Raw genomic sequence first — 24,890 nt, 5'->3', positions numbered from 1 at the left:
CTCAGGTCGTGGGGATGGGAATGAGCGGGGGCTCCAAGGTGCTGGACGACGCCGGGAGGCTCACGGTCGGCGACGGCGGGGTGGTCGTTGTGGTGGTGGTCGTCGTCGACGGCGGGGTGGTGGTGGTGGAAGGCGAGCCGGTCGGCGAGGTGGTCCCGGTCGGTGGGAGCACCGCGCTGCCGCGCAGTTCGAAGGTGATGGCCGAACCACCCGAGTCGGAGGGGATGACCAGCTTGGCGGCATAGTCGCCGGGCTCGGTGGGGCTGAAGGTGAAGTCGTACACGCATCCGCTGACTCCGACGGGCGGGCAAGGGTTGGGCGCCGCTTCGAAGGCCGGGTCGCCCGAGAGGGCGGCGGCCGCCTCGTTGTCGCACGACAACCAGGGAAATTCCCCCGGCCGGGTCACGGGTTCCCCGCCCACCACCGCCTCGAAAGTGACCAGGTAGGTCTGCGGAGCGCAGTCGGTGGCCCCCGGTCCGGGGTCTGTGCGCGGCGTCGCGGGCGCCCGCGGCGGGGGCGGGGCCTGGGCCGGACCGCTGGTCTGTTCCGGGGTCCTGGTGACCGGGAGCAGACCCGTCGTCGCGGTGGACAGCACCGTCGTGATCGGCGCTTGACCGGCCGCGGGCGGCGCATCGCCGGAGGTGAGACGGACTCCGGTGACCGTCACGGCCGCCGCGAGCGCCGCGACCACGGTGCCGGTGGCGACGGGATGACCGAACGCGACCGAACGCAGCGCGCTCTGCACCGTGTGTGATCCGGCTTGCTGTGCCGCGACGACCGTGGCGCCCGCCCCGACGCCGACGGTCATGCCGACCGCCATCCCGAGCGCCTGCTCGCGCACGTGACTTTCCCTGGTGAAGTACGCGAGATCGGCGGCATGGCCCACCTGGGTCGCCGCCTGCAGGCCGACCGCGAGCACCTCTTTCCAGCAGCCCCAGCGCAAGGCCCTGCCGAGGACCGGCGAGACGGCCCTGGCGAGTTCGCGCACCGAATCGTGCCGTCCGCGGACCATGCCAGCCCGCAACACCCGGACGACCACGACGTCCAGCTCGAGGATCTCCGGGGCGGTTGCCGTCCGGACGGCCCAGTCCCGCAGCGGGGCAACGAAATCGGCGGGATCGGGCAGTGCGCCCTGCCAGTCGGCGGTGAGCGCGGTGGGGTTGCCGGTCAGGCGATAGCCCGCCGCGGTCGGCTCGGCCAGGTGGACGCGTTCCAGCGCCGCGAGGGCGGCCGCCGCGTCCGGCCTGCGCAGCAGAATGCCGAGCAGCGCGGGCTTCACCGGCATGCCCGCCAGCGCGCACAGCACGCCGAGCGCGTCGCGCACGTGGCCCGCGAGTCCGGCGATCATCGCTCGTTGCAGCAGGCCGGGGTCGGTGAAGAGCTCGCCGGTGCCCGACTGCGCGACCCACGCGGCGGCGCGCACCAGGGCGAGCGGGTGTCCGCGCGCCGCACGGCACAGCCGCCTCGCCGCGTCCGAGTGGCCGAGCCCGCGGCCGGCCACGCCCGCGAGCAGCGCCATGGCCTGCGGCTCCGGCAAGCCCTGCAGTTCCAGCGAACGTCCTTGTCCCCACAGCACTCTCGCCATCGTCGCGACAACCAGATCGCCCGCGGGCACGATGTCGAGCACGCTGTCCAGATCGGCCGCGGAACCGCCGAAGTCATCGATCACGACGAGCGCGCGGATCGATCCCATCAGCCGCCGCAACACCGCCGGGTCGGGCCGGTAGTCGACCGCGTCGTAGCAGGCCTGGAACAGCGACTGGATCAGATCTTCGACCGCGAGACCGGCCGCCGACAGATAGACGACGGGATGCCCGCCCCGGGCGCGATCCGCCGCGAACCGGCGAAGCACCGTGGTTTTCCCGACGCCCGGCGGACCCGAAATTTCCACCGGCACACCCTGATCCAGTGACTCGGCGACGAATCGCAATTCCGCCAGCCTGCCGATCATGTCGCCGCGCGCCCGCGGAATCGGCACTCCCACCGGCCGGGTCCGCCGCCGCACCTCGGGCGGTGGACCGTCGCGGACGAAAACTTGTGACCCCTGCGCATTGATCACGACGTTGTTCTCACCGACGACAACCTGCCCCGCGACGCTCCCGCCGATAGTGACGCGATGGAACCTGCTGTCTTCCCCACTCATGCGAATCTCCCCGGCGACGTCAGTCGTAGCGCAAGAGTAATCGATGGATTACTTTCGGGCGCAGCTATTTTCGCGACATGAAACCCTCGGAAATTCGTTCGGGCAAGCAGTCAATTTCCCGCACACCGACCGGCGGCCGGAAATTGTCCGAACAATCGGTGCGAAGGAATTGCTCAGCCGCCGACCACATCCCGCATTCCCGGCGCGAGCACCGTCTCCAGCTGGTACCACGGAACGGTGACCACGATGTCGCCGGCGGGGTCCGCGGCGGGGGCGCCGAAGTGGATCTGCATGCCCGCCGGGGTCGCCAGCCAGACGCGGTAGTTGTATTCGGCAGGCTCGAGCGCACTGGCGGGGAGATCGGTGTGCGGCGAGAGGAGGTCGGCGACGCAGGTGGCCAGGATGTCCAGGCCACGATCCAGATCGGTGAACAGGTCGGCGAGGGTGAGTGTGCGGCCGGTGCGCGCATCGGTCACGTGACTCGTGCGCAGGACGACGGACGCGTCGCCGGTGTCGACCGAGACCGACAGCAGCCCGCTCAGCGCCCGCGTCCCGAGATAGGTGACCTGGCCGGGGCCGGGCGCCAGGGTGGTTCGCGCATCCACCTGGTCGATCCAGAAGCGCGCCGCCGCATGCATTCCGGCGTTGAACGCCGCCGCGGCGGGATCGCCGCCCACCACCTGCGGGACGTCGAGGAGGTATCCGGGCCCCGTGACGAGTTCCGAGGCCGCGACGTGCACCGCCGCGCTCGGCGGGGCCGCCACGGCGTCCGGCTCGATGCCGGCCGCGCAGGTGGTCAGCAGCCCGGCCATCACCACGACGGCAGCGGCGGCGGCGTAGATCTTCATTCCGGTCTCCGAATTCGCGACGCACCGAGGCGATCTCGGTATCTGTCGTTACGGTCCGGCACGCCGCCAAAGAAAGGCTGAGCATCGGCTGAAGAACGCCGTCAGCGCTCCCGCATATCCGCGAGCTGGTTGCGCGTGTACTCGAGTTCGAGGGTCACCTGGGCCGAGGGTTCGCGCCGTGCCAGCGCCTCGAGTTCGGCAAGCACCTCGCCGAGCGCGGCGATCCCGGCCTCCCGATCAGCCTCCGAGTCCGCGGACCAGTACCGCAGCCAGGCCGCCGATCGCAGGCAGCGCGAGCGCGGCCCGATGCGGCCGAGTTCACCCCACAGCTGGGCGGCACGCAGGTACGCCTGCCGCGCCTGATCCTCCGCGCCGCCCGCGTCCAGCGCGGAGGCGGCCGACCAGATCAGCTCGGCCTCGGCCTCGACGCGAGCGGGATCGTTGCCGATCAGCCGTGCGCCCTCGAGGAACTGCGCACCCGCTTCGCGATATCTGCCGATGCGTCGCAGCGATTTGCCGAATTGTCCACGCAGCACCGCCATTTCGGGCGCGGGATAGGGCGCGTCCTGCGCCGCGAGCGGTGGCTCGAAGAGTTCGACGGCCTCGGCGTGCCGCCCCGCCCTGTGCAGTGCGCGCGCGGCGACCAAGGTCAGATGCACCGCGTCCGCGTCCGATACGCCGCCCCAGCGCGCGGCGGCGTGCAGGGCGCTCTCCGCCAGCTCCAGCTCCCGTCCCGGACGACCCGCCAGCACCATGACCAGCTGCGAATGCCACCGCGCGAGCGTCTCGGCGGGCAACGCGCCCGCGCCGAGCGCCAACGCCTTCCGCAAATACTCCTCCGCCTCGTCCGGCGCGTCGAGCAGCCGAGCCGCGGCCAGCCCGGCCAGCCGCTCGGCGTCCTCACCCCGTTCGTCCCCTTCCCCGTCGCCGGTCTGCCCGGCGCACCCCGCCTCGACGCCGTCCGGCGCTCTGTTCCCCATGCGGGCGATCGAACTCCATGCCGCCAAAGAAACGCTTAACGAATCCTGATGGGCCGACCCGGTGTCCCGGTCAGGGCTTGGGGCGCTTGGCTTTCGGCAGCTTGCTCACGACGGCGTCATAGGACTGATCCACGAGCTCGCGCAGTTCGTCGGGCGGGACCGCGCCGCCGACGCGGATGCTGTTCCATCCGTAGCGGCCGATGTAGGCCGATGCGGTGACGTCGTCCGGGTAGATGTGCACGAGTTCGTCGGCCTCGTCCCGGTTCCGGCCGCATTTGAGGCCGACGGACGCACCGCCGAGGAACGCGAAGATCTTGTCGCCGACCTTCGCGACGACGTCGCCTTCCCACGGTTCGTCCTGCCAGGCGCCCGGCTTGGCGAGGCAGTATGCCAGCAGCTGTGCGTCGTCCATCTCAGACCGGCAGGAGCCGGGAGACCACGTCGGTCAGTTGTCTGGCCGAACGGCATTCGTACATGTCGATCACCTCGCGGTAGCGTTCGGCAGCCGAATCGCCGGAACCCCACTGGGTGCGCGGCTCCGGATTGAGCCAGTGCGCGTGCTTGGCGACCCCGACCAGCGCGCGCAGCGTATCCAGCTGCGGGTCACGGTAATTCGTGCGAGCGTCACCCAGGATCAGCAGCGAGCTGCGGCTGGTGACGGCGTCGGGAAATTCCCGCGCGAACGCGGTCAGTGCGCCGCCGTAGTCGGAATGCCCGTCGAAGCCGACCACATCGGATTCGGTGAAGATCTTGGTCATCGCCTCGTCGAGCTGGGTGTTCGGGTCGAAGAACCGGGTCACCTCGTCGGTATTGTCGACGAACGCGAAAATCCGCACCCGCGAGAACTGTTCGCGCAGCGCGCTCACCAGCAGCAAGGTGAAGTTGCTGAAACCGGCGACGGATCCGGAGACGTCGCACAGCAATACCAGCTCCGGTCGCCCCGGATGCGGCTTGCGGTTCACCAGGTCGATCGGCACGCCGCCGGTCGACATGGACTTACGCAGCGTGCGCCGCAGATCGATCTCACCGCGGCGAGCGTGCTTGCGCCGCACCGCAAGACGCGAGGCCAGGATCCGGGCCAGCCGCTGGGTGCTGCGTCGCAACTCGGTCAGCTCCCGGTCGGAGGCGCGCAGGAAGTCCACGTCCTCGGCCTGTCGCGCGACGCCGTAGCTCGCGACCCGCTCGCGGCCGATGCGTTCGGCCACCCGCCTGCGGGTCTCGGCCTCCACGGCGGCGCGGAAGCCGTCGATGCGCTGTCGGGCCGCTCGGCGGGCGATCTCGGTGTCGAACGCGCTGGTGTCCGGCCCGACGGCCAGCCCGGCCAGGATCTTGGCGAGCAGCGTCTGCGGCTGAACCTCCTTGAGCGCCTGGTACGCCGAGAACGACGGACCGCGCGCGGACTGATACTGGCCGAGCTGTTCGACCAGCTGCCCCGCCAACTGTTCGAGCTGCCGCCCGGAATCCTCCAGCGCGAGCAGCTCGGCCAGCAGTTCGCGCAGGGCCGGAATGTCCACCTCCCCGGCGGGCGTGCGCGGGATCGCCACCTCGTCGGCGGCGACGCCGCGTTGCCCCACCGCGACGGGGAACCACAGGTCGAACAGTCCGTCGAAGGTGGCGCGATGGGTGGTGCGGCGCAGCAGCGCGCAGGCCAGTCCCTCACGCAGCACGTCGCGGTCCAGCAGGTCCAGCACCGTCATCACCCGGCCCGCGTCCACCGTCTCCGACGGTCCCACCGGAATGCCACGCGCCCGCAGCGCCTCGACGAAGCCGACGAGATGGCCGGGCAGCCCGTGCGGGGCGTCCAGCGACACCGAATCCGCCGGGCCCGATCCCGTGACCATGGCTCAGGCCAGCTTCAGCTCGGCCAGCGCGCGCTGGTGATCGCTCCGGTGTTTGAGCACCGCGCCGAGGGTGGCGCGCACGGTGGAGTCGTCCAGGTCCTTCAGCCCGAGCGCCAGCAGGGTGCGGCCCCAGTCGATGGATTCGGCCACCGAGGGCAGCTTCTTCAGCTGCATCCCACGCAGCACGTGCACGATGCGCACCAGCTGGGCGGACACCGCGGCGGACAGCTCCGGTACCCGGCTGGCCAGGATGCGGCGCTCCAGTTCCTCGTCCGGGAAGTCCAGGTGCAGGTACAGGCAGCGGCGCTTGAGCGCCTCGGACAGCTCCCGTGTGGCATTGGAGGTCAGCACCACGAACGGCTTGCGGCTGGCGGTGATGGTGCCCAATTCCGGGACGGTGACGGCGAAATCGCTGAGCACCTCCAGCAACAGGCCCTCGATCTCGACGTCGGCCTTGTCGGTCTCGTCGATGAGCAGCACCGTGGGGTCGGTGCGGCGGATGGCGGTGAGCAGCGGCCGGGAGAGCAGGAACTCCTCGGTGAAGACGTCGGCTTTGGTTTCCTGCCAATCGTTTTCGCTGGAGGCCTGGATGCGCAGGATCTGCTTGGCGTGGTTCCACTCGTACAGCGCGCGGGCCTCGTCGACGCCCTCGTAGCACTGCAACCGCACCAGTTCCGCGCCCGCGGTCTGCGCGACCGCGCGGGCCAGCTCGGTCTTGCCGACACCGGCCGGGCCCTCGATGAGCAGCGGCTTGCCCAGCCGGTCGGCGAGAAACACCGAGGTGGCGGTGGCCTTGTCGGCCAGATAGCCGGTGGTGGCGAGCCGCTCGATCACATCGTCGACCGAGGTGAAGATCGGCTCTTGCGGTGCATCGGCCACTGGTCAGTCCTTCCTTCGAAAAGCAGGAGGCGGTCGCCTCCGAAACGCCCGCGCCGCGGCAGGCTACACCGGCCGGGTCTGCCCGTCGCCCCAGACGATCCACTTGGTGGACGTGAGCTCCGGCAGCGCCATCGGGCCGCGCGCGTGCAGCTTCTGGGTCGAGATGCCGATCTCGGCGCCGAACCCGAACTGCTCGCCGTCGGTGAACGCGGTGGACGCGTTGACCATTACCGCCGCGGCGTCCACCCGGCTGGTGAACTCCCGCGCCGCCGCGAGTTCAGCGGTGACGATGGCCTCGGTGTGGCCGGTGCCCCAAGTGTTGATGTGCTCGACGGCGGCGTCCAGATCGTCGACGATCTTGAGCGCGATGTCCAGGGTGAGGTACTCCTCGCCCCAGTCGGCGTCGGTGGCGGGCACCTGACCGGGCAGATCGCCGTGGATGGTGACGCCGTGCCGCTCCAGGGCCGCGGTGAGCTTGGGCAGCGCGGTGTCGGCGATGGCCTTGTCGATGAGGACCGTCTCGGCCGCGTTGCAGACGCTGGGGCGGCGGGTCTTGGCGTTGATCAGGATCTGCTCGGCCATCTCCAGGTCGGCGGCCGCGTGCACGTAGACGTGGCAGTTGCCGGTGCCGGTCTCGATGGTCGGCACGGTGGCGTCGCGCACCACCGCGTTGATCAGCCCGGCGCCGCCGCGCGGGATCACCACGTCGACCAGGCCGCGCGCCTGGATCAGGTGGGTCACGCTGGAACGGTCATGGCTGGGCAGCAGCTGCACGGCGTCGGCCGGAATACCCTGGGCCGTCAGCGCTTTCCGCAGGACCTCGACCAACGCGGCGTTGGACTCGGCGGCCGACGACGAGCCGCGCAGCAGTGCGGCATTGCCCGACTTCAGCGCCAGACCGAAAGCGTCGACCGTGACATTGGGCCGCGCCTCGTACACCATGCCGACCACGCCGAGCGGCACCCGCACCTGACGCACCTCGAGGCCGTTGGGCAGCGTCGAGCCGCGCACCACGTCGCCGACCGGATCCGGCAGACCGGCGACCTGACGCAGCCCGGAGGCGATGCCGTCGATGCGCGCCTTGGTCAGCCGCAGCCGATCCAGCAACGAGGCCTCGGTACCCGCGGCCTCGGCGGTCGCGATGTCCTTGTCGTTGGCGGCCAGCACGGTGTCGGCCGCGGCGAGCAGCGCGTCGGCGGCGGCGTGCAGCGCCTCGTTCTTCTGCGCGGTGGTCAGCTGGGCCAGTGCCCTGGACGCGACGCGGGCCTTTCGCGCGGCGTCGTGTACCGCCTCGCGGACATCCAGCTCGGTCGTCGTTCCTACCGTCATGGCTACAGCCTACGCACCGGGTCGGCGGCGCTTTCCACCACTCGAGCAGCCCCGCGTGCGGATGTGCCGTTCGGTTGCGTGCGGGCGGAGCGACCGGGGACTACCGTCCGGCGGTATGACCGCTGACGCCCCCGCGATCGCCGTGCTCGGCAGCATCAACATGGATCTGGTCACCACCACCCGGCGACGGCCCGCACCCGGGGAGACGGTGCTCGGCAGCGAGTTCGCCATGGTGCCCGGTGGCAAGGGCTCGAATCAGGCGATCGCGGCGCGGCGGGCGGGCGGCGCGGTGGCGTTTCTCGGCGCGGTCGGATCCGACGTGTTCGCCGGCGATCTGCGCCGGGTGCTCACCGAGTCGGGCGTCGGCGCCGACCGGCTGCGCACGGTGCCGGGGCCGAGCGGGATCGCCGCGATCGTGGTGGACAGCACGGGTGAGAACAGCATCATCGTGGTGGGCGGGGCGAATGCGGCGCTCACCGAGCTGACCGACGACGATCTCGCGGTGATCGCCGCGTCCGATGTGCTGCTGTGCCAGTTGGAGATTCCGGTGCCGACCGTCGCCGCCGCGGCGCGGCACGCGCGTGCGAACGGCACCGTCGTGATGCTCAATCCGTCACCCGCGCAACATCTTCCGTCCGAGCTGTGGGAGGACGTCGAGGTGGCCGTGGTGAATTCCGGCGAGGCCGCCCAGCTCGGCGGGGCGCTGCACGCGGTCGCGCACCTGGTGGTCACCCGGGGAGCGGCCGGTGCGACCTATCGCGGCCCGGACGGTACCGAGCTGTCGGTGCCCGGCGTCCCGGTGGACGTCATCGACACCACCGGCGCGGGCGACGCCTTCACCGGCGCACTGGCCGCCGCCTGGCACCTCGGGCCCCTCGCCGCACTGCAATGGGCTTGTGCCGCAGGTGCTCTCGCCACCACCCAGCTCGGCGCCAGCGACGCGATCCCGGACCGGGAGCACATCGAGACCCTGCTGAACGAACACGCGAACTAGCCGTACTGCTCTGTCGCCGCGGGCGTGCGCGCAGCCGGTGATGGCCGCTTCGGCGCGCCCACCCGGGTTTCCCGCGACCGCACCGCGCAGCGCCTATCGTTGGGATTCATGCCCACCATGCCCGAGCGCATTCCGGCCGACGGCGAAGCAGCGACGCTCATCGATCGCGTCGACGCCGAGATGGTCGCGCTGTCCTTCGTGGACAACGCGGGCATCACCAGGGTGAAGACGGTGCCCGCCACGCGGCTGGCGCATGCGGCGCGCTTCGGCGTCGGCGTCTCACCGTGTTTCGAGACCTTCGGTTTCGATGATCTGATGACGGTGGGCCGCTATCTCGGCGGACCCGACGGCGACCTACGTCTGATCCCCGATCTCGGCGCGCTCACCGAACTCGCCGGTCAACCCGGGTGGGCGTGGGCGCCCGCCGACAAATACACCCAGGACGGCACGCGATTCGCGGCCTGCCAGCGCGGTTTCGCGACGCGGCAGGTGGAGGCGGCGCGACAGGCGGGACTGCGGCTGTCGATGGCGTTCGAGACCGAGTGGGCGCTGGGCCGGGCCGAGGACGAGACCTGCTTCACCCCCGCCGTTCACGGGCCCGGCTACGGCATCATCCGGCTCGGCCAAGTCGCGGACTACGCCCGCGAATTGGTGCGCCTGCTGCATCGACAGGGCCTCACCGTGGAACAGTTCCACCCGGAATACGCGGCGTCGCAACTGGAGATCTCCATCGCGCCCACCGATCCGGTCTCAGCGGCCGACGAGGCCGTGCTGCTGCGACACACCATCCGTCGGCTCAGCGAGCAGTACGGCTGGCGCGCGACGCTCGCGCCCTGCCTCTCCCCCGGCAACGCGGGTTCCGGTGCGCACCTGCATCTCTCGGTGCACGACGAGAACGGTTCGCTGTTCGCCGACGGCACAGGCCCCTACGGCATACAGGAGACGGGCGCGTCGTTTCTCGCCGGTGTGCTGCGGGAACTGCCCGCACTGGTCGCGGTCGGCGCGGGCAATCCGGCCAGCTTCCTGCGACTGGAGCCGTCCCGGTGGGCCGGGATATGGCAGTGCTGGGGACGCGAAACACGGGAGGCGGCACTACGTTTCGTCACCGGGGTGCGCGGGACCGAGCGCTGGGCCGCCAATGCCGAGGTGAAATGTTTCGACGGGACGGGCAACCCGTATCTCGTCGTCGGTGCGGTGATCGCCGCCGGGCTCGCCGGAGTCGCGGAGGGCCTGCCCCTGCCCAACGAAATCACCGGTGACCCCGCAACTTTCGCACCCGAGAACCACGTGCCCAGACTGCCGACCGATGCCGCGCAGGCCGCCGAGCAGCTGGCCGCCTCCACGGTGCTGGCCGAAGCCATGGGACCCGAACTGCACGACGCGCTGCTCACCGTCCGGCGCGCCGAGGCCGAGCGCTACCGCGACTCCACACCGGAAGAGCTCGTCGCACACACCCTCTGGCGGTTCTGATGGCGCTGACCGACGACGTCACGCTGACCGACCAGCACTGCCACGGCGTCACGTCGGCCGATCTGGACCGTCCCGGCTTCGAGTCGCTGCTCGGCGAAGGCCCGCGCGGCAGCTTCGATTCGGCCCTCGGGCTCGCCGTCCGGCGCTGGTGCGCACCGGTGCTCGACCTGCCGCCGCACACCGGCGCGGACGCGTACCTGACGCGCCGCGCCGATCTCGGCTGGCGCGAAGTGACCACGCGGCTGCTCGGCGCGGCGGGGACGGCGCGCTGGCTGGTCGACACCGGACTGCCCGCCGGGCTCACCGACCTGGCCGAGTTCGGCGGGCTGGCCGGCGGTGAGGTCGGCGAGATCGTGCGGCTCGAGCAGGTCGCCGAACAGGTCGTCGCCGAGGTGGGCGGCACCGCGAAGGCCTTCGACCGGATCGAGGCCGCCGTGCGCGAACGGGCCGCGGGCGCGGCGGGGCTCAAGACGGTGGCGGCCTACCGAACCGGCCTGGACTTCCCGCTGACGAGCACGCCGCCGCCGGTGCTCGAGCCCGAACATCGCCTCACCGACCCGGCCACGCTCGGCTGGCTCGTCGGACTCGGCGCACGCCTCGGCGCGGAACTCGCCCTCCCGCTACAGATCCACACCGGCTTCGGCGACCCCGACCTGCGCCTGCACCGCGCCGACCCGCTGTTGCTCACCGACTTCCTGCGCGCGACCGCGCACACCGGGCTCACGGTCGTGCTGCTGCACTGCTGGCCGTACCACCGCAACGCCGCCTACCTCGCCCACGTCTTCGAGCACGTCCGGATGGATCTCGGGCTCGCTATTCCGCACGTCGGGCGCGGCGCGCGGACGGTGCTGGCCGAAACCCTCGAACTCGCGCCCTTCCGCTCGCTGCTCTACTCCTCCGACGGCTACGGGCTTCCCGAGCTGCACTACCTCGGCGCCGTGCTGTGGCGCGACGCCCTCGGCAGGCTGCTCGACGAATGGCTGGCCGACGATGTCCTCACCGTGGCCGATGCCGAAACGCTCGTCTCCACCCTCGCCCACGGCAACGCCGCCAAGGATTACCCGTTCTCCGACACCTCGCGGAAACCCAGCCCGCGGTAGAGCGCGATCGCCGCGACGCGGAAATCCTCGGTGCGCAACGTCATCCGGGTGTATCCGTGCGAGATCGCGAAGCCGCACGCGGCCCGCACCATGGCGTTGCCGATGCCATGCCCGCGCCACCCGGTGTCCACGGCGAGCCAGTGCAGCTTGGCGACCTCCGGAGTCCCGGTGGAGTGCACCGAGACGAATCCGACCAGCCGATCGTCGGCGCTGCTGCGCGCGCAGATCGCCAGCCGACACGTCGCGGGATCGAGTACGCCGTCCGAAATCGCGGCCACGTCCCACCGGCGATCGTCGAACGCCGAACTCAAGACGGGCAGCAGTTCGGTGCGGGAAATGGCCGCGAGGTCTCCGCTTCCCGAGGTGGCCAGCGTGACGCCGTTGGGCAGTTGATATCGATCGTCGATCCTGCCCAGCTCGACCTCGAACCGCAGCTGGCGCGCCGAACCGCTCGCGCCGCTGCTGCGAATGTAGAGCTCGTACCGCGACACGACTTCCTCCCACGGTTCCGAATTCGCCAGCAGATTTCCGAACAGAGAATCGTAGAACTGGACGAGCACCCTACCCTCGGCGCTCTGCTGATCGGTGAGCACCGCGGGATTGTTGTGTCCCCAGACCTGACGGCCCGCGATACCGGGCCTGCGATCGTAGGTGTACCAGCCGAGCGAAATGAGGGTGTCGTCGACCTGCCTGCCGCGCACCGAGGCCGTGTCGCGGTAATAGGAGAAGGTGATCCGGTCCTCGTATCCGGCGTACTCCTCGTGCTTGGTCACGATCTGGAAGATCAGACGCCTGCGCTGGCTTTCGTTCACCGCGGAATCCGGGTGCTGGAGCAGACAGTGCACATTCGCGCCCTTGTCCAGGAAAAAGAAGATCAGCGCTTTGACCGATTCGCTGTCGTATTCGATCATGCGGACGCTCTGCACCTTCTGATTGAGAAGCAGCCGCATGATGGCCTGATTGTTCGCGGACTGGGCCGCGACGACGCTGATGCTCTCCGGTCCGATCAGGTCGTTCAGGTAATCCTGGATCGACGTCAGCATCAGCAGCACGACCGCGATCGAAATGATGTAGGACTGGCCGAGGGTCAGGATGTTCAGCAGCACCGGTCCGAGCAGCCAGGCGACCAGGACGATCAGGGTCAGCAGGACGTTGAAGGTATTCGCATAGCGCCGGTACAGGCGTCGCAGCTTCCCGAACAGGTCATCCCCCTACGCCGGACGGCATCCTCCGTTTCAGGGTAAGTCGGGCGACGAATCGGGACGGCGAATCGCGTCGAGGTGGGCCTCGGAAGCGGCGGGTCACAGGGCGCTGTTCTGATGCGTCGCGGCCGGGTGGCGGCGCGTTTTAATCGAGTGCGGAGCGGTCAACCAGTCTTTACGGTGGAACTGTCGAAAGAGAAAGAAAAGAAGGTAGACCGATGTTTCCCGTCGAGCTGCGCGGTACCCGAGCGCAGACGCTGATGTGGGCCAATGAGCACGATATCGAGCCTGCCGCGCTGCGGCAGCTGCGGAACATCGCGCAACTCGAGTGGGTGCACGGGGTGCGCGTGATGCCGGACGTGCACCTGGGCAAAGGGGCGACGGTCGGGTCGGTCATCGCGATGAAGAACGCGGTGGCGCCCGCGGCCGTCGGAGTGGACATCGGGTGCGGCATGGAGAGCGTGCGGACGAATCTGACGGCCGCCGACCTGCCCGCCAACCTGCATTCCCTGCGGAGGCGGATCGAGGCCGCCGTGCCGGTGGGTTTCCACGCGCACGACGACCCGGTCAATATCGGCAAGGTCGGCGCCGAGGCGTCGGCGCTCGGCGCGGGCACCGCCACCCTGCGGTCGGGGTGGGACCGGTTCTGGGGTTCGTTCACCACTCTGGACAAGGGTGTCAGCGCGCGAGAGTCCAAGGCGCACAAGCAGATGGGCACCTTGGGATCCGGCAACCACTTCATCGAAGTGTGTGTGGACGAGAACGACCAGGTGTGGATCCTGCTGCACTCCGGTAGCCGCAATATCGGCAAGGAGCTCGCCGAACGCCATATGACGGTCGCGCGCAGCCTGCCGCACAACAAGGACCTGCCCGATCGAGATCTGGCGGTATTCCTCTCCGGCACACCGCAAATGGATGCCTACCGCCACGACCTCACCTGGGCGCAGGAGTACGCCGCGCGCAATCGCGCGGTGATGCTCGCGCTGATCTGCCGTGCCGTGCGTGACGAATTCGCCGGTCGTGAGGTGCGTTTCGAGACGCCCATCTCCTGCCACCACAACTACGTGGCGGAGGAACTGATCGATGGGATTCCGATGCTCGTCACGCGCAAGGGCGCGGTTCGGGCAGGCGCCGGTGACCTGGCGCTCATCCCCGGTTCGATGGGCACCCGCTCCTATGTGGTGCGCGGCAAGGGAAATCCGGCCTCGTTCGAGTCCGCGGCGCACGGCGCGGGCCGCCGGATGAGCCGGACCGCGGCGAAGAAGCAGTTCACCGTCGCGGACCTGATCGCCCAGACCGAGGGCGTCGAGTCCCGCAAGGACGCCGGCGTGGTGGACGAGATTCCGGCGGCGTACAAGAACATCGACGAGGTGATCGAGGCACAGCACGATCTGGTCGATGTCGTCGCGACGCTGCGCCAGGTCCTCTGCGTCAAGGGGTGAGAACGGGATTCGGTGTGCGCGAGGGTCTCGCGGGTGGTCGTCCCGCGAGACCCTCGTCGGCCGACCGAAGCGCGTGGTGAGTGCGTGCCGACATCGCGCGGTCGCGCGCCGAATTCAGCGGCGGCGCAAGGTGCCTGCGATGCCCGCGCCGACGAGTAGGACGCCCGCCAGGAAGATGCTGCCGTTGATCACCCAGGCGTGCACCGCCAGACGGGTCTCGGCGGAGAGCAAGGGCAGGCCGTCGATCAAGCGGAAAGTGTCGTCCGGGAACAGGAAATAGACGATGCCGGGGAATACGCCCCAGACCAGGCCCGCCAGGATCGTCCCCACCGGCGAGTAGGCCGCGAGCGCGGCGACCAAGAGCAGAAGCGCTGCGCCGCCGATGATCTGGAAGGTCGAGCCGAGGCGGTCGGCGGTGTCACCGAGAATCACCCACTGCCTGGTATCGGCGGCGCCGTGCGCGGCCAGCGCGATCCCGATCGGCGTCACCACCAACCCGGCCAGCACCGCGACCAGCGTGCGTCCGACGTTCCCGCTGGTGCGGAACTGGGCGCCGGGCGGGGTCCAGTTCGGGGGCGGCTGGTACTGGTACGACATCGTTCGCCTCCTGCGATCCCGCCATCGCGGTTCATTGTCGCCCCGCAGCGTCGCTTCAGTGCGGCCACGGAGTACCACGATGATCCCGCGCGGGCGCCGGTTCGGCGGGCGGATCGGGACTTCGCGCGACACCGCTCGCCGGTGTGGGTCGGCGTGGGTAGTGGGGGCGGGCGGCGGCGGGTGTCGGTGGGGTGGGGCACGATGGAACGCGTGACCACGGCCGAGGAGAGTTTCGCGATCGACGGCACCGCTTCCGACCTGCGGGAGCGGGCCGAAACACTGCTGCGCGAGCTGGCGGGGGCGGGCGCGCGGCTGCGGGAGGATCAGTGGACCGCGATCGAGGCGCTGGTGGTGCGGCGGCAGCGCGCCCTGGTCGTGCAGCGCACGGGGTGGGGCAAGTCGGCCGTGTACTTCATCGCGGCGAAGCTGCTGCGCGCCGAGGGCCGTGGTCCGACGGTGATCGTGTCGCCGCTGCTTGCGCTCATGCGCAATCAGGTAGCGGCGGCCGAGCGCGCGGGGGTGGTCGCGGCGACCATCAATTCGGGCAACGTCACCGAGTGGGACGAGATCCATGACCGGGTCGCCCGTGGCGAGATCGACGTGCTGCTGGTGAGCCCGGAACGGCTGAACAATCCGGACTTTCGCGATCAGGTGCTGCCGAAACTGGCCGCCGACGCCGGTCTCGTGGTCATCGACGAAGCGCACTGTGTCTCCGACTGGGGCCACGATTTCCGGCCCGACTATCGCCGCATCCGCACTCTGATCGCCGACCTCGGCTCGGACGTGCCGGTGCTTGCCACCACCGCCACCGCCAACGACCGCGTGGTCACCGACGTCGCCACCCAGATCGGCACCGACACCCTGGTCCTGCGCGGCACGCTCGACCGGGAGTCGCTGCACATGTCGGTGGTGCGCGTGGACGACGCGGTCGAACGCACGGCTTGGCTGAGCGGCCACCTGCACCGGCTGCCCGGCTCCGGCATCGTCTACACGCTGACCGTGGCGGCCGCCCACGACCTGGCCGACGTGCTGAACTCACACGGCCACACGGTCGCGGCCTACACCGGGCAGACCGATCCGGCCGAACGCGAGGCGCTGGAATCGGCGCTGCTGCGCAACGAGGTCAAGGCGCTCATCGCGACCTCCGCGCTCGGCATGGGGTTCGACAAACCCGATCTCGGTTTCGTCGTGCACGTCGGCGCGCCCTCGTCGCCGATCGCCTACTACCAGCAGGTGGGCCGCGCCGGACGCGGTACCGAACGCGCCGAGGTGGTGCTGCTGCCAGGCCCGGAGGACACCCGGATCTGGAGCTACTTCGCCTCGGTGGCCTTCCCGCGCGAGCACATCGTGCGCAGCGTGCTCGACGCCCTGGACCGGGACCGTCCGCTGTCGACCGCGGCGCTCGAGCCGCTGGTGGAGCTGAACCGTTCCCGGCTGGAGATGGTGCTCAAGGTGCTGGACGTGGACGGCGCGGTGCGCCGGGTCCGCGGCGGCTGGATCGGCACCGGCGAGCCCTGGGTCTACGACACCGAACGCTACGAACGCCTGTCCGCCGCCCGCGAGGTCGAACAGCAGGCGATGCTGGACTACCAGTCGACCACCGGCTGCCGGATGAACTTCCTGCGCCGCCAACTCGACGACCCCGGCCTGCCCGCACTGGACGGACAAGCACCGGGCTGCGGCCGCTGCGACAACTGCACCGGGACGCGCCCCGACGCCACGGTCGCCGCGGACGCGGTCGCCGCCACCCGCGCCCGCCTGGATCGCCCCGGGCTGGACCTCGCGCCGCGCAAACAGTGGCCGACCGGCATGGCCAAGCTCGGTATCCCGTTGTCGGGCAAGATCGGTGACGGCGCGGAGACCGGCCGCGTGCTCGGCAGGCTCACCGATCTCGGCTGGGGCCAACGCCTTCGCGCCCTGCTGGATGCCCCCGACGATCCTGTGCCCGACGCGGTATTCGACGCCTGCATCGCGGTCCTGCGCGAGTGGGACTGGTCCACCCGCCCCACCTCGGTCATGGCCCTCGCCCCCGTGCGCCATCCCGTGCTGACCGCCACCCTCGCCGCCCGCCTTGCCGAGGTCGGCAGACTCCGCGACCTCGGCACCCTGGCGACCCACCCCGGCCGCCCGCCGGTCTCGGCCGCCAACTCCGCACACCGCGTCGCCGGTCTCTACGACTCGTGGGAGGTCCCCGATCTCTCCGGCCTCGATGGCCCGGTCCTGCTGGTCGACGCCCGCACCGACACCGGCTGGACCCTCACCCTCGCAGCCCACGCCCTCCGCCGAGCGGGCGCGCCTGCCGTGCTGCCCTTCGCTCTGGCCTCGGTCACGTAATCACGCCTGCCGCCTTGCCCGCGGCTCACCCCTCGATGGTCCCGCGATCGGGGCTTCCAGCGGGGTTGACCGGCTGTGGTTGCGTTTCGAGCTGCGGCGTCGAGGTGGTCCGGCGCGTTGCCTAGGGGGCAACCACCATTTCTCTCCCGTCGATAGAGAAATGGATTCGACGGTAGTCACATGGCGGTTAGTCGATCTTGGTAAGCCGCCTTTTGACTACCGTCGATTCTGAGCAGGCACTGCCGCAGCACAATTCCCGCTGCTCTCAGCTCCCTGAACAGCGTTGGCTCGGATAGGAGGCGCGGCGGCAATCCGTGCTCCTGGTCCGGCCGCTGCTGGCAGCGATCCCGCCGCGACCAGGCCAGTCCGCAAGTTCGATGCGGCGCTGGCGCTCGCCTACAGACTCAACGTCGCGCGCAGGCTCGCGTCGAGCGACTCGCTCTCCGCGGCGGTCAGCTTCCCCAGTTTCTCGGTGAGCCACGGCCGGTAAGCGCGGTGCAGTTCCAGTGCGTCCGCCCAGCCGTGTTCGGTGTACACCCCGAGCACATGGCCGGGATCGCTCGCGACGACCGGGACGACGTGCAGCCAGCGGTACGGCGACGTGATGACGGCCGGGTCGGAGACCAGCACCACCGTGCTGCGCCGGGGGAAGGGGGTGCCGTCGCTGAGAGTCGGTGCGTAGCTCCAGATTTCGCCGCGCCTCATGCGGCACCGCGGGAGCGGCGGCGGGCGTCGGCGGCGGCCGACTCGGTGAGGTCGAGTTCATCGTGGGCGGCGGCCAGGTCGGCGGCGTCGTCGACGGTGAGGCTGGTCAGACTGTCGTGCACGAGCGCGCTGCGCAGCGACGCGTTGATCAGCGACGACAGGCTGCGATTCTGACGCTCGGCGGCCTGCTTGGCCCATTCGGCGACCTGCGGATCCAGGGTCACCGTGATGCGCGTCGCCTTGCTCATACTTTCATGCATACCAGAACGGTGCATCGCGCGGAACCGCGACGGCATACCGATCGGACGCCGGGTTGCACGATTTTCGACGGACGCCGTCACGCCGCGCCATTAAGCTCTGACCGTGGCCAGCAAGTCCACCCCGGCCATCGAGCTGGACGTCGGTGACCGCGCGGTGCGCATCTCGAACCCGGATCGGGTGTACTTCCCCGAGACCGGTGCGACCAAGCTCGACCTCGTGCAGTACTACCTGAGCGTCGGCGACGGCATCGTCAACGCCCTGCGCGACCGTCCGTGCATGCTGCACCGCTTCCCCGAGGGCTTGGCGGGCGGCAAGGTGCACCAGAAGCGCCTGCCACAGGGCGCGCCGGAGTGGATTCCGACGGTGCGGGTCTTCTTCCCGCGCTACGGCCGCCATGCCGATGAGCTGTGCGTGCGAGAACTGGCCGACGTGATCTGGGCGGTGCAGATGTCGACGGTCGAGTTCCACCCGTGGAACTCCCGCCGCGCCGATACCGAACGTCCCGACGAGTGGCGCATCGACCTGGACCCGATGCCGGACTGCCCGTGGTCGCGGGTGCAGCGCGTCGCGGGCGTGGTGCACGAGGTGCTCGACGAACTCGGCGCCGTGGGCTGGCCGAAGACCTCCGGCGGCAAGGGCCTGCACGTGTACGTGCGGATCGCGCCGGAGTGGGGTTTCGCCGACGTGCGCAGGGCCGCACTGGCGTTCGCGCACGAGGTGGAGCGCCGCGCCCCCGACGACGTCACCACCGCATGGTGGCGGCGCGACCGCGATCCGAAACTGCTGTTCGTCGACTACAACCAGAACGCACGCGACCACACCATCGCCGCGGCCTACTCGGTGCGCGGCGTGCCGGAGGCGACCGTCTCCGCGCCGGTCCGCTGGGACGAGATCCCCGACATCGACCCGCACGACTTCACCATGAAGACCGTGCCCGCCCGCTACGCCGAGGTCGGCGACCTGCACGCCGGGATCGACGATGCCGTCTTCGCCATCGACAAGCTGCTGGAGTGGGCCGACCGGGACCGGATCGAAGCGGACCCGCCGGAGGACGACTCGTAGGACGCAGGTGCACACAGCGTCCTGGTGCTAACGTCGCGGTGGCGAGCAGTCGGTCCGAGCGCGGGCCGCTACGGGTGAAGGAGGTCCGCGGTCGTGAGTGAGCGTCAGCGAGCGAACCGACGACACAACGTGCCCTCGCGCACGACGGAGCCGAGCGTCAGCGAGGCGCGGTCGTGAACGAGACGCCAGTACCGATCGCGATCTGTCCCACCCAGCCCGCGCCGACATTGCTGGAGAAGGCGGTCACCGAGGGTGGCGCCATGCTCAGCGACCTCGCCGACGCCAGGGCCCTGATCTGGGCGGGCGGCCCCGGCGAGTTCCCAGAGCGGCTGCCCGGCTCCGTCGAGTGGGTGCAGCTGCCCGCGGCCGGCGTCGAGGACTGGTTCACCGGCGGCCTGATCACCCGGCATCCGAACGTCCTTTTCACTTCCGCCGCAGGCGCTTTCGCCGCGAGCGTGGCCGAGCACGCGCTGATGATGCTGCTCGCCGGTGTGCGCTATCTGCCCGAGCACCTGCGCGCGGGCAGCTGGCGCCAGCAAGACTTCTTCCCACACGTCGGCACCTTGCGCGGCAAGACCGTCGCCATCGTGGGCGCGGGCGGTATCGGCCGCGCGCTGATTCCGATGCTGATCCCGCTCGGCGCGCACATCATCGCGGTGAATCGGTCCGGGCGACCGGTCACCGGCCCCGGCATTCCGCCGACTGTCGAGACGATCTCCGCCGCGCAGGTGTCCAAGGTGTGGCCGCGCACCGATCACGTGGTGGTGGCCGCGCCCGCGACCGCCGATACCCAGCACCTGATCAGCGCCGACGTCCTGGCCCGGTTGAAGCCCTCCTCGTGGGTGATCAACGTGGCCCGCGGCAGCCTGGTCGACACCGACGCGCTGGTGGCGGCACTCGCTTCCGGCGCGATCGGCGGCGCCGGGCTCGACGTCACCGACCCGGAGCCGCTGCCCGACGGACATCCGCTCTGGGTGCTGCCGAATGCCATTGTGACGCCACATGATTCGAATCCACCGCAGCTGCGTTTCGCGGCCTTCGCCGACCACGTCGAGGCGAACGTCGTCCGCTTCGTGGAAGGACGCGAACTACTGGCCCCGATCGATCCCGCGCGCGGGTACTGATCCCGGTCTCGGGCTTCTCCCGGCCACGACGCCGTAGTCGTACACGTCCCGCCGACGCGACGCTCGCGCACATCCGACCTCTGCGATCCCACCGTGACACCAGCGTTCTCAATCTGCCATTGACAAATGGCACATTGCCAGATGATCCTTAACTCCATGACAAGGTCAACGAGGACCTCGGTCCCCGGCGTTCCCGCCGCGCCGTCGCTGCGCGCCGGTGTTGCCGCCGCGGCCGCCGAGTACGGATTGCGGCCGCTGAACTGCGCCATTCCCCTGAACACGACGGGCATCTGGTTCGCGCGCAAGCTGATCGCGACGATCATGGCGGCGGGCGGACCGCCACCGTCCGGCACCCGCGTCAGCCAGGTCCGCGCGGGCACGGTGCGGGGCGAATGGGTACGGGCGGCCGGTGTCGAGTTCGGAAAGCGGGCCATCTACTACATCCACGGCAGCGGGTACGTCCTGTGTTCGGCGCAGACGCACCGTGGGCTCGCCGCACGGCTCTCCCGCGACACCGGTCTGCCGGTGTTCCTCACCGACTACCGGCTCGCTCCCGAGCACCGCTTCCCCGCCGCGGCCGACGATGTGGCCGCGGGCTACCACTGGCTGCTGAAGAGCGGCTACGCGGCGAAAGACATTGCCATCGCCGGTGATTCGGCGGGCGGCCACCTCGCGCTGGATCTCCTGGTGCAGAACGGGACCCGGTCGGTGCCGCAGCCCGCCGCCGTGGCGATGTTCTCCCCACTGCTCGATCTCACCCTGACGCTCGCCGCGGAACAGGAACGACGCAAGCGCGATCCGGTCATCTCGGCCCGCGCCGCCGCCCGGCTGCCCCGCCAGTACACCCGCGGGCTGCCCGCCGACGCGCCGAGGCTGCGGCTCACCGTGCCCTCGGGCATCGAGCTGCCGCCGATCCTGGTGCAGGCCGGTGGCGCCGAGATGCTCAGCGCGGATGCCCGGCGGCTGCACGAGATGGTGCGCGCCGCGGGCGGCGCCTGCGAGCTGGAGATCTGGCCGGGCCAGGTGCACGTCTTCCAGGCGCTGCCCCGGCTGGTTCCGGAGGCCGACCTGGCGCTGCGCCGGGCGGCGGAATTCCTCGGCGCGGCATTGGCCGCGCGCACCGATGTGGAACAGGTGAGCTGAGATGTTGGAAAGAATTGTGCCGCTGAGCCTTCGGGCGCGCCGCAGCCACGGCGCGCGAGCCGTGGTGACCGGGGCGGGCAGCGGCATCGGCCGCGCCTTCGCGGTCGAACTCGCGGCCCGTGGCGGTCAGGTGATCTGCGCCGATATCGACCAGGCACGCGCTGAGGAGACGGTCGCGCTCATCGAGCGCACCCGTCCCGGCGTCGCGTACGCCTTCCGCTGCGACGTGTCCCGGCGCGCGGACGTGGAGGTGCTCGCCCGGTTCGCCGAGTCCGTCTTCGACCAGCCGGTCTCGCTGGTGATCAACAACGCGGGCGTCGGCATCGGCGGAAAGCCCGTGGGCGCCATCGGTTTCGCCGACTGGGAGTGGGCGCTCGGCATCAACCTGTGGGGCGTGGTGCACGGCTGCGAGATCTTCACCCCGATGCTGCGGGAGAAGGGGCACGGCGGCATTGTCAACGTCGCCTCGGCGGCCGGTTTCGCGGCCGCGCCGTCCATGGCCGTCTACAACACCTCCAAGGCCGCGGTGCTCTCGCTGTCCGAGACCATGGCCGCCGAACTGAGCGGCAGCGGGGTCGCGGTCACCGTGCTGTGCCCGACCTTCGTCAAGACCAACGTCGCCAAGGACGGTCGCATCACCGCGCAGTCCATGAAGCTGGCCGAAACCCTCATGCGCTGGACCGGTTTCACCCCGGAACACGTCGCCCGCGTCACCCTCGACGCCAACGACCGCGGCAGCCTCTACGTCCTGCCGCAACTCGACGCGCACCTGATCTGGCGCCTCAAGCGCTACTTCCCCGCGCAGTACACCTTCGTCCTCGGGCTGCTGGAAAGGCTCCTGCCGCAGGACGATTCGACCACCCCGGACCGCGCCGCGGTCACCGACAAGACAGGAGTCTGACATGGCCGCCATCGCTATGGACTTCGAGGACATGCTCCGCAAGATCAAGGACCGCCAGTGGGCCCTGGCCGACATCGACTGGGACGCCCCCGGCGCCGAGACCATCTCCCCCGAACTGCATGCCCGCCTGAAGCCGTTCATGGCCGACCTCATGTGGATCGAGAACGTCGGCGCCCGCGGTTTCGCCGCCATGGCCAAGAAGGCGCCAACGGAGACCCTGCGCGAGATCTATCGCTACTTCCACGCCGAGGAACAGAAGCACGCCAACGCCGAACTGGCGCTGATGCGCCGCTGGGACATGCTCGACGGCGACGAGATCCCGCAGCCGAACGTGAACGTCAAGCTGGTCATCGACTTCCTGGACAGGTACTCCGACGACATGTCGCTGTCGTTCCTCGGCACCGTGATCCCGATGCTCGAGGTGGCGCTGGACGGCGCGCTGGTGAAGTTCATCATGGACGAGATCGAGGATCCGGTCTGCCAGGAGGCGTTCAAGCGGATCAACGCCGACGAATCCCGCCATCTGGCCGTCGATTTCGCGGTGATGGACCTGCTCGGGCACGCCGAGATGCGCAAGTTGCTCATCGAGCTGGTCGGCGGCTGGGTCAAGCCGACCTTCCTCATCGGTGTGCTGAGCTATGTGCCGCTGCTGAACAAGATGCGCGACAACATCGTCGCGATGGGCGTGGACGAGGAGAAGCTCTACACCGCGCTGAAGCGCTATCGCAACGTCGGTGAGCGCAGCGATTTCGCTCGCAGGCTGCCGATGTATCAGATCGTGAAGATGCACGGCGGCTGGGTGGTCAACCGAGACCATCCGTATCACCTGCTGGCCGACGCCCTGGTCAAGATCACCGCGCGGGTGCCGAAGCGGTTGCTGCGCAAGGACCCGAGCTGGGCCAAGGAAATCACCTACGAGCCGGCGGCATGAGGGACGACATGACCAACGCACAGACGCTCGACGTCGCGGTGATCGGCGGTGGCTTCGCCGGTATCGGCGCCGCGATCCGGTTGAAGCAACGCGGCATCGAGAACTTCGCCATCCTGGAGCGCGGCACCGCGCTCGGCGGCACCTGGCGCGACAACACCTATCCCGGTGCGGCCTGCGATATTCCGTCGCGGCTCTACTCCTACAGCTTCGCGCCGAACCCGAACTGGTCGCAGACCTATTCGGGCAGCGCGGAGATCCTCGGCTACATCGAGGCGATGGTGGCCGAGTACCGGCTGCGCCCGCACGTCCGATTCGGTTGCACCGTCACCGGAATCGCGTTCGACGAGGACGCCGGCGCGTGGGATATCGCGGTCGAAGGCGGCGCACCGGTGCGGGCGCGCACCGTGGTGCTCGCCTCCGGACCGCTGGCCAACGCGAGTTTCCCTGCCCTCCGCGGCATCGAGACCTACGAGGGTCACAAGATCCACAGTGCCCGTTGGGATCACGGCTACGACTTCACCGGTAAGCGAGTCGCGGTGATCGGCACCGGCGCGAGCGCGGTGCAGATCGTTCCCGAGCTGGTCGGCAAGGCGGCCTCGGTCAAGGTCTTCCAGCGCACGCCGGGGTGGGTGCTGCCCCGGGTGAACCGGCAGACCAACCCGCTCACCAAGACCCTCTACCGGCACGTGCCCGCGGCGGAGTCGCTGGCCAGGCGCGCGTGGTTCTACGGGCACGAGTCGGTGGCGCTCGGCGTCGTCTGGAACACCCCGCTGACGCGGGTCGTCGAGCTGGTCGGGCGGGCCCAGCTGCGCAGGCAGGTGCGTGATCCGTGGCTGCGCCGCCAGCTGACACCGGACTTCCGCGCCGGGTGCAAGCGCCTGCTGATGACCGACGACTACTACCCGGCGTTGCAGCGCGACAACTGCAAACTGATCACCTGGCCGATCGCGCGCCTGGCGCCGCACGGTATCCGCACCGCGGAAGGCGTTGAGCACCAAGCGGATTGCATCGTCTTCGCGACCGGCTTCGACGTGTCCAAGGCCGGGACGCCGATCCCGATCACCGGCCGCGGCGGCCGGGTGCTGGCCGAGGAGTGGTCGCGGGGCGCGTACGCGTACAAGAGCGTCGCCGTGTCGGGCTATCCGAATCTGTTCTTCACCTTCGGGCCGAACTCCGGGCCCGGCCACAATTCGGCGCTGGTGTACATGGAAGCCCAGATCGACTACCTGGTCCGGGCGATCGGCACCATCCTGGACCGCGATCTACGCATGCTCGACGTCCGCAGAGACCGCCAGGACCGCTACAACGCGGCCATCCAGCGCAGGCTCACCGCGACCACCTGGAACTCCGGCTGCCACAGCTGGTATCTGACCGACGACGGTTTCAACGCCACCATGTATCCCGGCTTCGCGACGCAGTACGTGCGCCAGTTGCGCACTCTTCGGCTCGAGGATTACCACGTGGTGTCGGCCGACACGGGCACGCGGGCGGCCCGGATCGCGGCGGTCTCCTGACGGACCGCCGTCCGACCCGCCGGAACGACATGAGCTCGGCGCGCGCCCACGCCGGTGCCGCCGGGCTCATCTCGCTAGACTCGGTCTTTT

22 protein-coding genes are annotated in these 24,890 nt (G+C 69.8%); 11 read left to right on the top strand and 11 right to left on the bottom strand.

Features of this window, described 5'->3' with window-relative positions:
• Position 1 precedes the first annotated feature (1 nt).
• The 7 genes from NL1_RS17905 to NL1_RS17875 form a co-directional block, all read right to left on the bottom strand.
• On the bottom strand, positions 2 to 2,143 hold the full coding sequence (locus NL1_RS17905) for an ATP-binding protein (protein ID WP_067840807.1): 2,142 nt from the start codon (positions 2,141 to 2,143) through the stop codon (positions 2 to 4).
• Positions 2,144 to 2,316: 173 nt separating this feature from the next.
• On the bottom strand, positions 2,317 to 2,991 hold the full coding sequence (locus NL1_RS17900; RefSeq protein ID WP_067840806.1) for a hypothetical protein: 675 nt from the start codon (positions 2,989 to 2,991) through the stop codon (positions 2,317 to 2,319).
• 101 nt (positions 2,992 to 3,092) lie between these two features.
• Positions 3,093 to 3,971, bottom strand: coding sequence for a hypothetical protein (locus NL1_RS17895; RefSeq protein WP_067840804.1), 879 nt, complete (start codon positions 3,969 to 3,971; stop codon positions 3,093 to 3,095).
• A gap of 70 nt (positions 3,972 to 4,041) precedes the next feature.
• A complete protein-coding gene (locus NL1_RS17890; RefSeq protein ID WP_067840802.1) occupies positions 4,042 to 4,383 on the bottom strand; it encodes an MmcQ/YjbR family DNA-binding protein in 342 nt (113 codons plus the stop codon).
• 1 nt (position 4,384) lies between these two features.
• Complete coding sequence (locus tag NL1_RS17885; RefSeq protein ID WP_067840801.1) at positions 4,385 to 5,812, bottom strand: vWA domain-containing protein; 1,428 nt, start codon at positions 5,810 to 5,812, stop codon at positions 4,385 to 4,387.
• 3 nt (positions 5,813 to 5,815) lie between these two features.
• Positions 5,816 to 6,691, bottom strand: a complete 876-nt coding sequence (locus NL1_RS17880) for an AAA family ATPase (RefSeq protein ID WP_067840799.1) — start codon at positions 6,689 to 6,691, stop codon at positions 5,816 to 5,818.
• Positions 6,692 to 6,754: 63 nt separating this feature from the next.
• Positions 6,755 to 8,020: a glutamate-5-semialdehyde dehydrogenase gene (locus tag NL1_RS17875; protein WP_067840798.1), complete on the bottom strand. Its 1,266-nt coding sequence runs from the start codon at positions 8,018 to 8,020 to the stop codon at positions 6,755 to 6,757.
• Between the two features lie 115 nt (positions 8,021 to 8,135).
• Here NL1_RS17875 and NL1_RS17870 point away from each other — a divergent pair, with 115 nt between their 5' ends.
• From NL1_RS17870 to NL1_RS17860, 3 genes are all read left to right on the top strand, one after another.
• Positions 8,136 to 9,014 (top strand): ribokinase, encoded by an 879-nt coding sequence (locus tag NL1_RS17870; RefSeq protein ID WP_067840796.1) that lies wholly within the window; start codon positions 8,136 to 8,138, stop codon positions 9,012 to 9,014.
• 108 nt (positions 9,015 to 9,122) lie between these two features.
• Complete coding sequence (locus NL1_RS17865) at positions 9,123 to 10,484, top strand: type I glutamate--ammonia ligase (protein ID WP_067840795.1); 1,362 nt, start codon at positions 9,123 to 9,125, stop codon at positions 10,482 to 10,484.
• Entirely contained in the window at positions 10,484 to 11,584 is a 1,101-nt protein-coding gene (locus tag NL1_RS17860; protein WP_067840793.1) for an amidohydrolase family protein, read from the top strand. The genes NL1_RS17865 and NL1_RS17860 overlap by 1 nt, the downstream gene beginning before the upstream one ends.
• Here NL1_RS17860 and NL1_RS17855 read toward each other — a convergent pair.
• Positions 11,542 to 12,690 (bottom strand): GNAT family N-acetyltransferase, encoded by a 1,149-nt coding sequence (locus tag NL1_RS17855; RefSeq protein WP_067840791.1) that lies wholly within the window; start codon positions 12,688 to 12,690, stop codon positions 11,542 to 11,544. The genes NL1_RS17860 and NL1_RS17855 overlap by 43 nt on opposite strands.
• A 314-nt stretch (positions 12,691 to 13,004) precedes the next feature.
• Here NL1_RS17855 and NL1_RS17850 point away from each other — a divergent pair, with 314 nt between their 5' ends.
• Positions 13,005 to 14,228, top strand: a complete 1,224-nt coding sequence (locus NL1_RS17850; protein ID WP_067840790.1) for an RtcB family protein — start codon at positions 13,005 to 13,007, stop codon at positions 14,226 to 14,228.
• A gap of 114 nt (positions 14,229 to 14,342) precedes the next feature.
• Here NL1_RS17850 and NL1_RS17845 read toward each other — a convergent pair whose 3' ends face one another.
• Positions 14,343 to 14,825 carry a hypothetical protein gene (locus NL1_RS17845; protein WP_067840788.1) on the bottom strand — a complete coding sequence of 161 codons (483 nt, stop codon included), beginning with the start codon at positions 14,823 to 14,825 and terminating at the stop codon, positions 14,343 to 14,345.
• A 201-nt stretch (positions 14,826 to 15,026) separates the two neighbouring features.
• On the opposite strand from NL1_RS17845, the gene NL1_RS17840 reads away from it, so the two are divergent.
• A complete protein-coding gene (locus NL1_RS17840; protein ID WP_067840786.1) occupies positions 15,027 to 17,159 on the top strand; it encodes a RecQ family ATP-dependent DNA helicase in 2,133 nt (710 codons plus the stop codon).
• 396 nt (positions 17,160 to 17,555) lie between these two features.
• On the opposite strand, the gene NL1_RS17835 is transcribed toward NL1_RS17840, so the two are convergent.
• Positions 17,556 to 17,864 carry a hypothetical protein gene (locus NL1_RS17835; protein ID WP_067840785.1) on the bottom strand — a complete coding sequence of 103 codons (309 nt, stop codon included), beginning with the start codon at positions 17,862 to 17,864 and terminating at the stop codon, positions 17,556 to 17,558.
• A complete protein-coding gene (locus NL1_RS17830; protein ID WP_067840783.1) occupies positions 17,861 to 18,112 on the bottom strand; it encodes a DUF6364 family protein in 252 nt (83 codons plus the stop codon). Before NL1_RS17830 ends, NL1_RS17835 begins: the two co-directional genes overlap by 4 nt.
• A 115-nt stretch (positions 18,113 to 18,227) precedes the next feature.
• Between NL1_RS17830 and ligD the strand changes: the two genes are divergently transcribed.
• From ligD to NL1_RS17800, 6 genes are all read left to right on the top strand, one after another.
• A complete protein-coding gene (gene ligD, locus NL1_RS17825; RefSeq protein ID WP_067840781.1) occupies positions 18,228 to 19,187 on the top strand; it encodes a non-homologous end-joining DNA ligase in 960 nt (319 codons plus the stop codon).
• A 173-nt stretch (positions 19,188 to 19,360) separates the two neighbouring features.
• Positions 19,361 to 20,311 (top strand): D-isomer specific 2-hydroxyacid dehydrogenase family protein, encoded by a 951-nt coding sequence (locus tag NL1_RS17820; RefSeq protein ID WP_067840780.1) that lies wholly within the window; start codon positions 19,361 to 19,363, stop codon positions 20,309 to 20,311.
• 156 nt (positions 20,312 to 20,467) lie between these two features.
• Entirely contained in the window at positions 20,468 to 21,454 is a 987-nt protein-coding gene (locus NL1_RS17815) for an alpha/beta hydrolase (protein ID WP_067840778.1), read from the top strand.
• Position 21,455: 1 nt separating this feature from the next.
• Positions 21,456 to 22,355, top strand: a complete 900-nt coding sequence (locus NL1_RS17810; RefSeq protein ID WP_067840777.1) for an SDR family NAD(P)-dependent oxidoreductase — start codon at positions 21,456 to 21,458, stop codon at positions 22,353 to 22,355.
• A 1-nt stretch (position 22,356) separates the two neighbouring features.
• Positions 22,357 to 23,286 carry a ferritin-like domain-containing protein gene (locus NL1_RS17805; RefSeq protein WP_373862570.1) on the top strand — a complete coding sequence of 310 codons (930 nt, stop codon included), beginning with the start codon at positions 22,357 to 22,359 and terminating at the stop codon, positions 23,284 to 23,286.
• Between the two features lie 8 nt (positions 23,287 to 23,294).
• On the top strand, positions 23,295 to 24,800 hold the full coding sequence (locus NL1_RS17800; RefSeq protein ID WP_067840775.1) for a flavin-containing monooxygenase: 1,506 nt from the start codon (positions 23,295 to 23,297) through the stop codon (positions 24,798 to 24,800).
• Positions 24,801 to 24,890: the final 90 nt, after the last annotated feature.

Source organism: Nocardia lijiangensis NBRC 108240 (assembly GCF_001613045.1).
GTDB classification, from domain to species: domain Bacteria; phylum Actinomycetota; class Actinomycetes; order Mycobacteriales; family Mycobacteriaceae; genus Nocardia; species Nocardia lijiangensis.
Note: the sequence above shows the minus strand (reverse complement) of the source record. Positions and strands in the feature narration are given on the sequence as shown.

Excerpts from the sequence above, each read along its gene's own strand:
- NL1_RS17870 (WP_067840796.1), top strand. The coding sequence starts at position 8,136 with ATGACCGCTGACGCCCCCGCGATCGCCGTGCTCGGCAGCATCAACATG.
- NL1_RS17890 (WP_067840802.1), bottom strand. The coding sequence starts at position 4,383 with ATGGACGACGCACAGCTGCTGGCATACTGCCTCGCCAAGCCGGGCGCC.
- NL1_RS17805 (WP_373862570.1), top strand. The coding sequence starts at position 22,357 with ATGGCCGCCATCGCTATGGACTTCGAGGACATGCTCCGCAAGATCAAG.
- NL1_RS17815 (WP_067840778.1), top strand. The coding sequence starts at position 20,468 with ATGACAAGGTCAACGAGGACCTCGGTCCCCGGCGTTCCCGCCGCGCCG.
- NL1_RS17835 (WP_067840785.1), bottom strand. The coding sequence starts at position 17,864 with ATGAGGCGCGGCGAAATCTGGAGCTACGCACCGACTCTCAGCGACGGC.
- NL1_RS17800 (WP_067840775.1), top strand. The coding sequence starts at position 23,295 with ATGACCAACGCACAGACGCTCGACGTCGCGGTGATCGGCGGTGGCTTC.
- NL1_RS17905 (WP_067840807.1), bottom strand. The coding sequence starts at position 2,143 with ATGAGTGGGGAAGACAGCAGGTTCCATCGCGTCACTATCGGCGGGAGC.
- NL1_RS17850 (WP_067840790.1), top strand. The coding sequence starts at position 13,005 with ATGTTTCCCGTCGAGCTGCGCGGTACCCGAGCGCAGACGCTGATGTGG.
- NL1_RS17840 (WP_067840786.1), top strand. The coding sequence starts at position 15,027 with ATGGAACGCGTGACCACGGCCGAGGAGAGTTTCGCGATCGACGGCACC.
- NL1_RS17830 (WP_067840783.1), bottom strand. The coding sequence starts at position 18,112 with ATGAGCAAGGCGACGCGCATCACGGTGACCCTGGATCCGCAGGTCGCC.
- NL1_RS17895 (WP_067840804.1), bottom strand. The coding sequence starts at position 3,971 with ATGGGGAACAGAGCGCCGGACGGCGTCGAGGCGGGGTGCGCCGGGCAG.
- NL1_RS17845 (WP_067840788.1), bottom strand. The coding sequence starts at position 14,825 with ATGTCGTACCAGTACCAGCCGCCCCCGAACTGGACCCCGCCCGGCGCC.
- NL1_RS17860 (WP_067840793.1), top strand. The coding sequence starts at position 10,484 with ATGGCGCTGACCGACGACGTCACGCTGACCGACCAGCACTGCCACGGC.
- NL1_RS17900 (WP_067840806.1), bottom strand. The coding sequence starts at position 2,991 with ATGAAGATCTACGCCGCCGCCGCTGCCGTCGTGGTGATGGCCGGGCTG.
- NL1_RS17885 (WP_067840801.1), bottom strand. The coding sequence starts at position 5,812 with ATGGTCACGGGATCGGGCCCGGCGGATTCGGTGTCGCTGGACGCCCCG.
- NL1_RS17810 (WP_067840777.1), top strand. The coding sequence starts at position 21,456 with ATGTTGGAAAGAATTGTGCCGCTGAGCCTTCGGGCGCGCCGCAGCCAC.
- NL1_RS17875 (WP_067840798.1), bottom strand. The coding sequence starts at position 8,020 with ATGACGGTAGGAACGACGACCGAGCTGGATGTCCGCGAGGCGGTACAC.
- NL1_RS17865 (WP_067840795.1), top strand. The coding sequence starts at position 9,123 with ATGCCCACCATGCCCGAGCGCATTCCGGCCGACGGCGAAGCAGCGACG.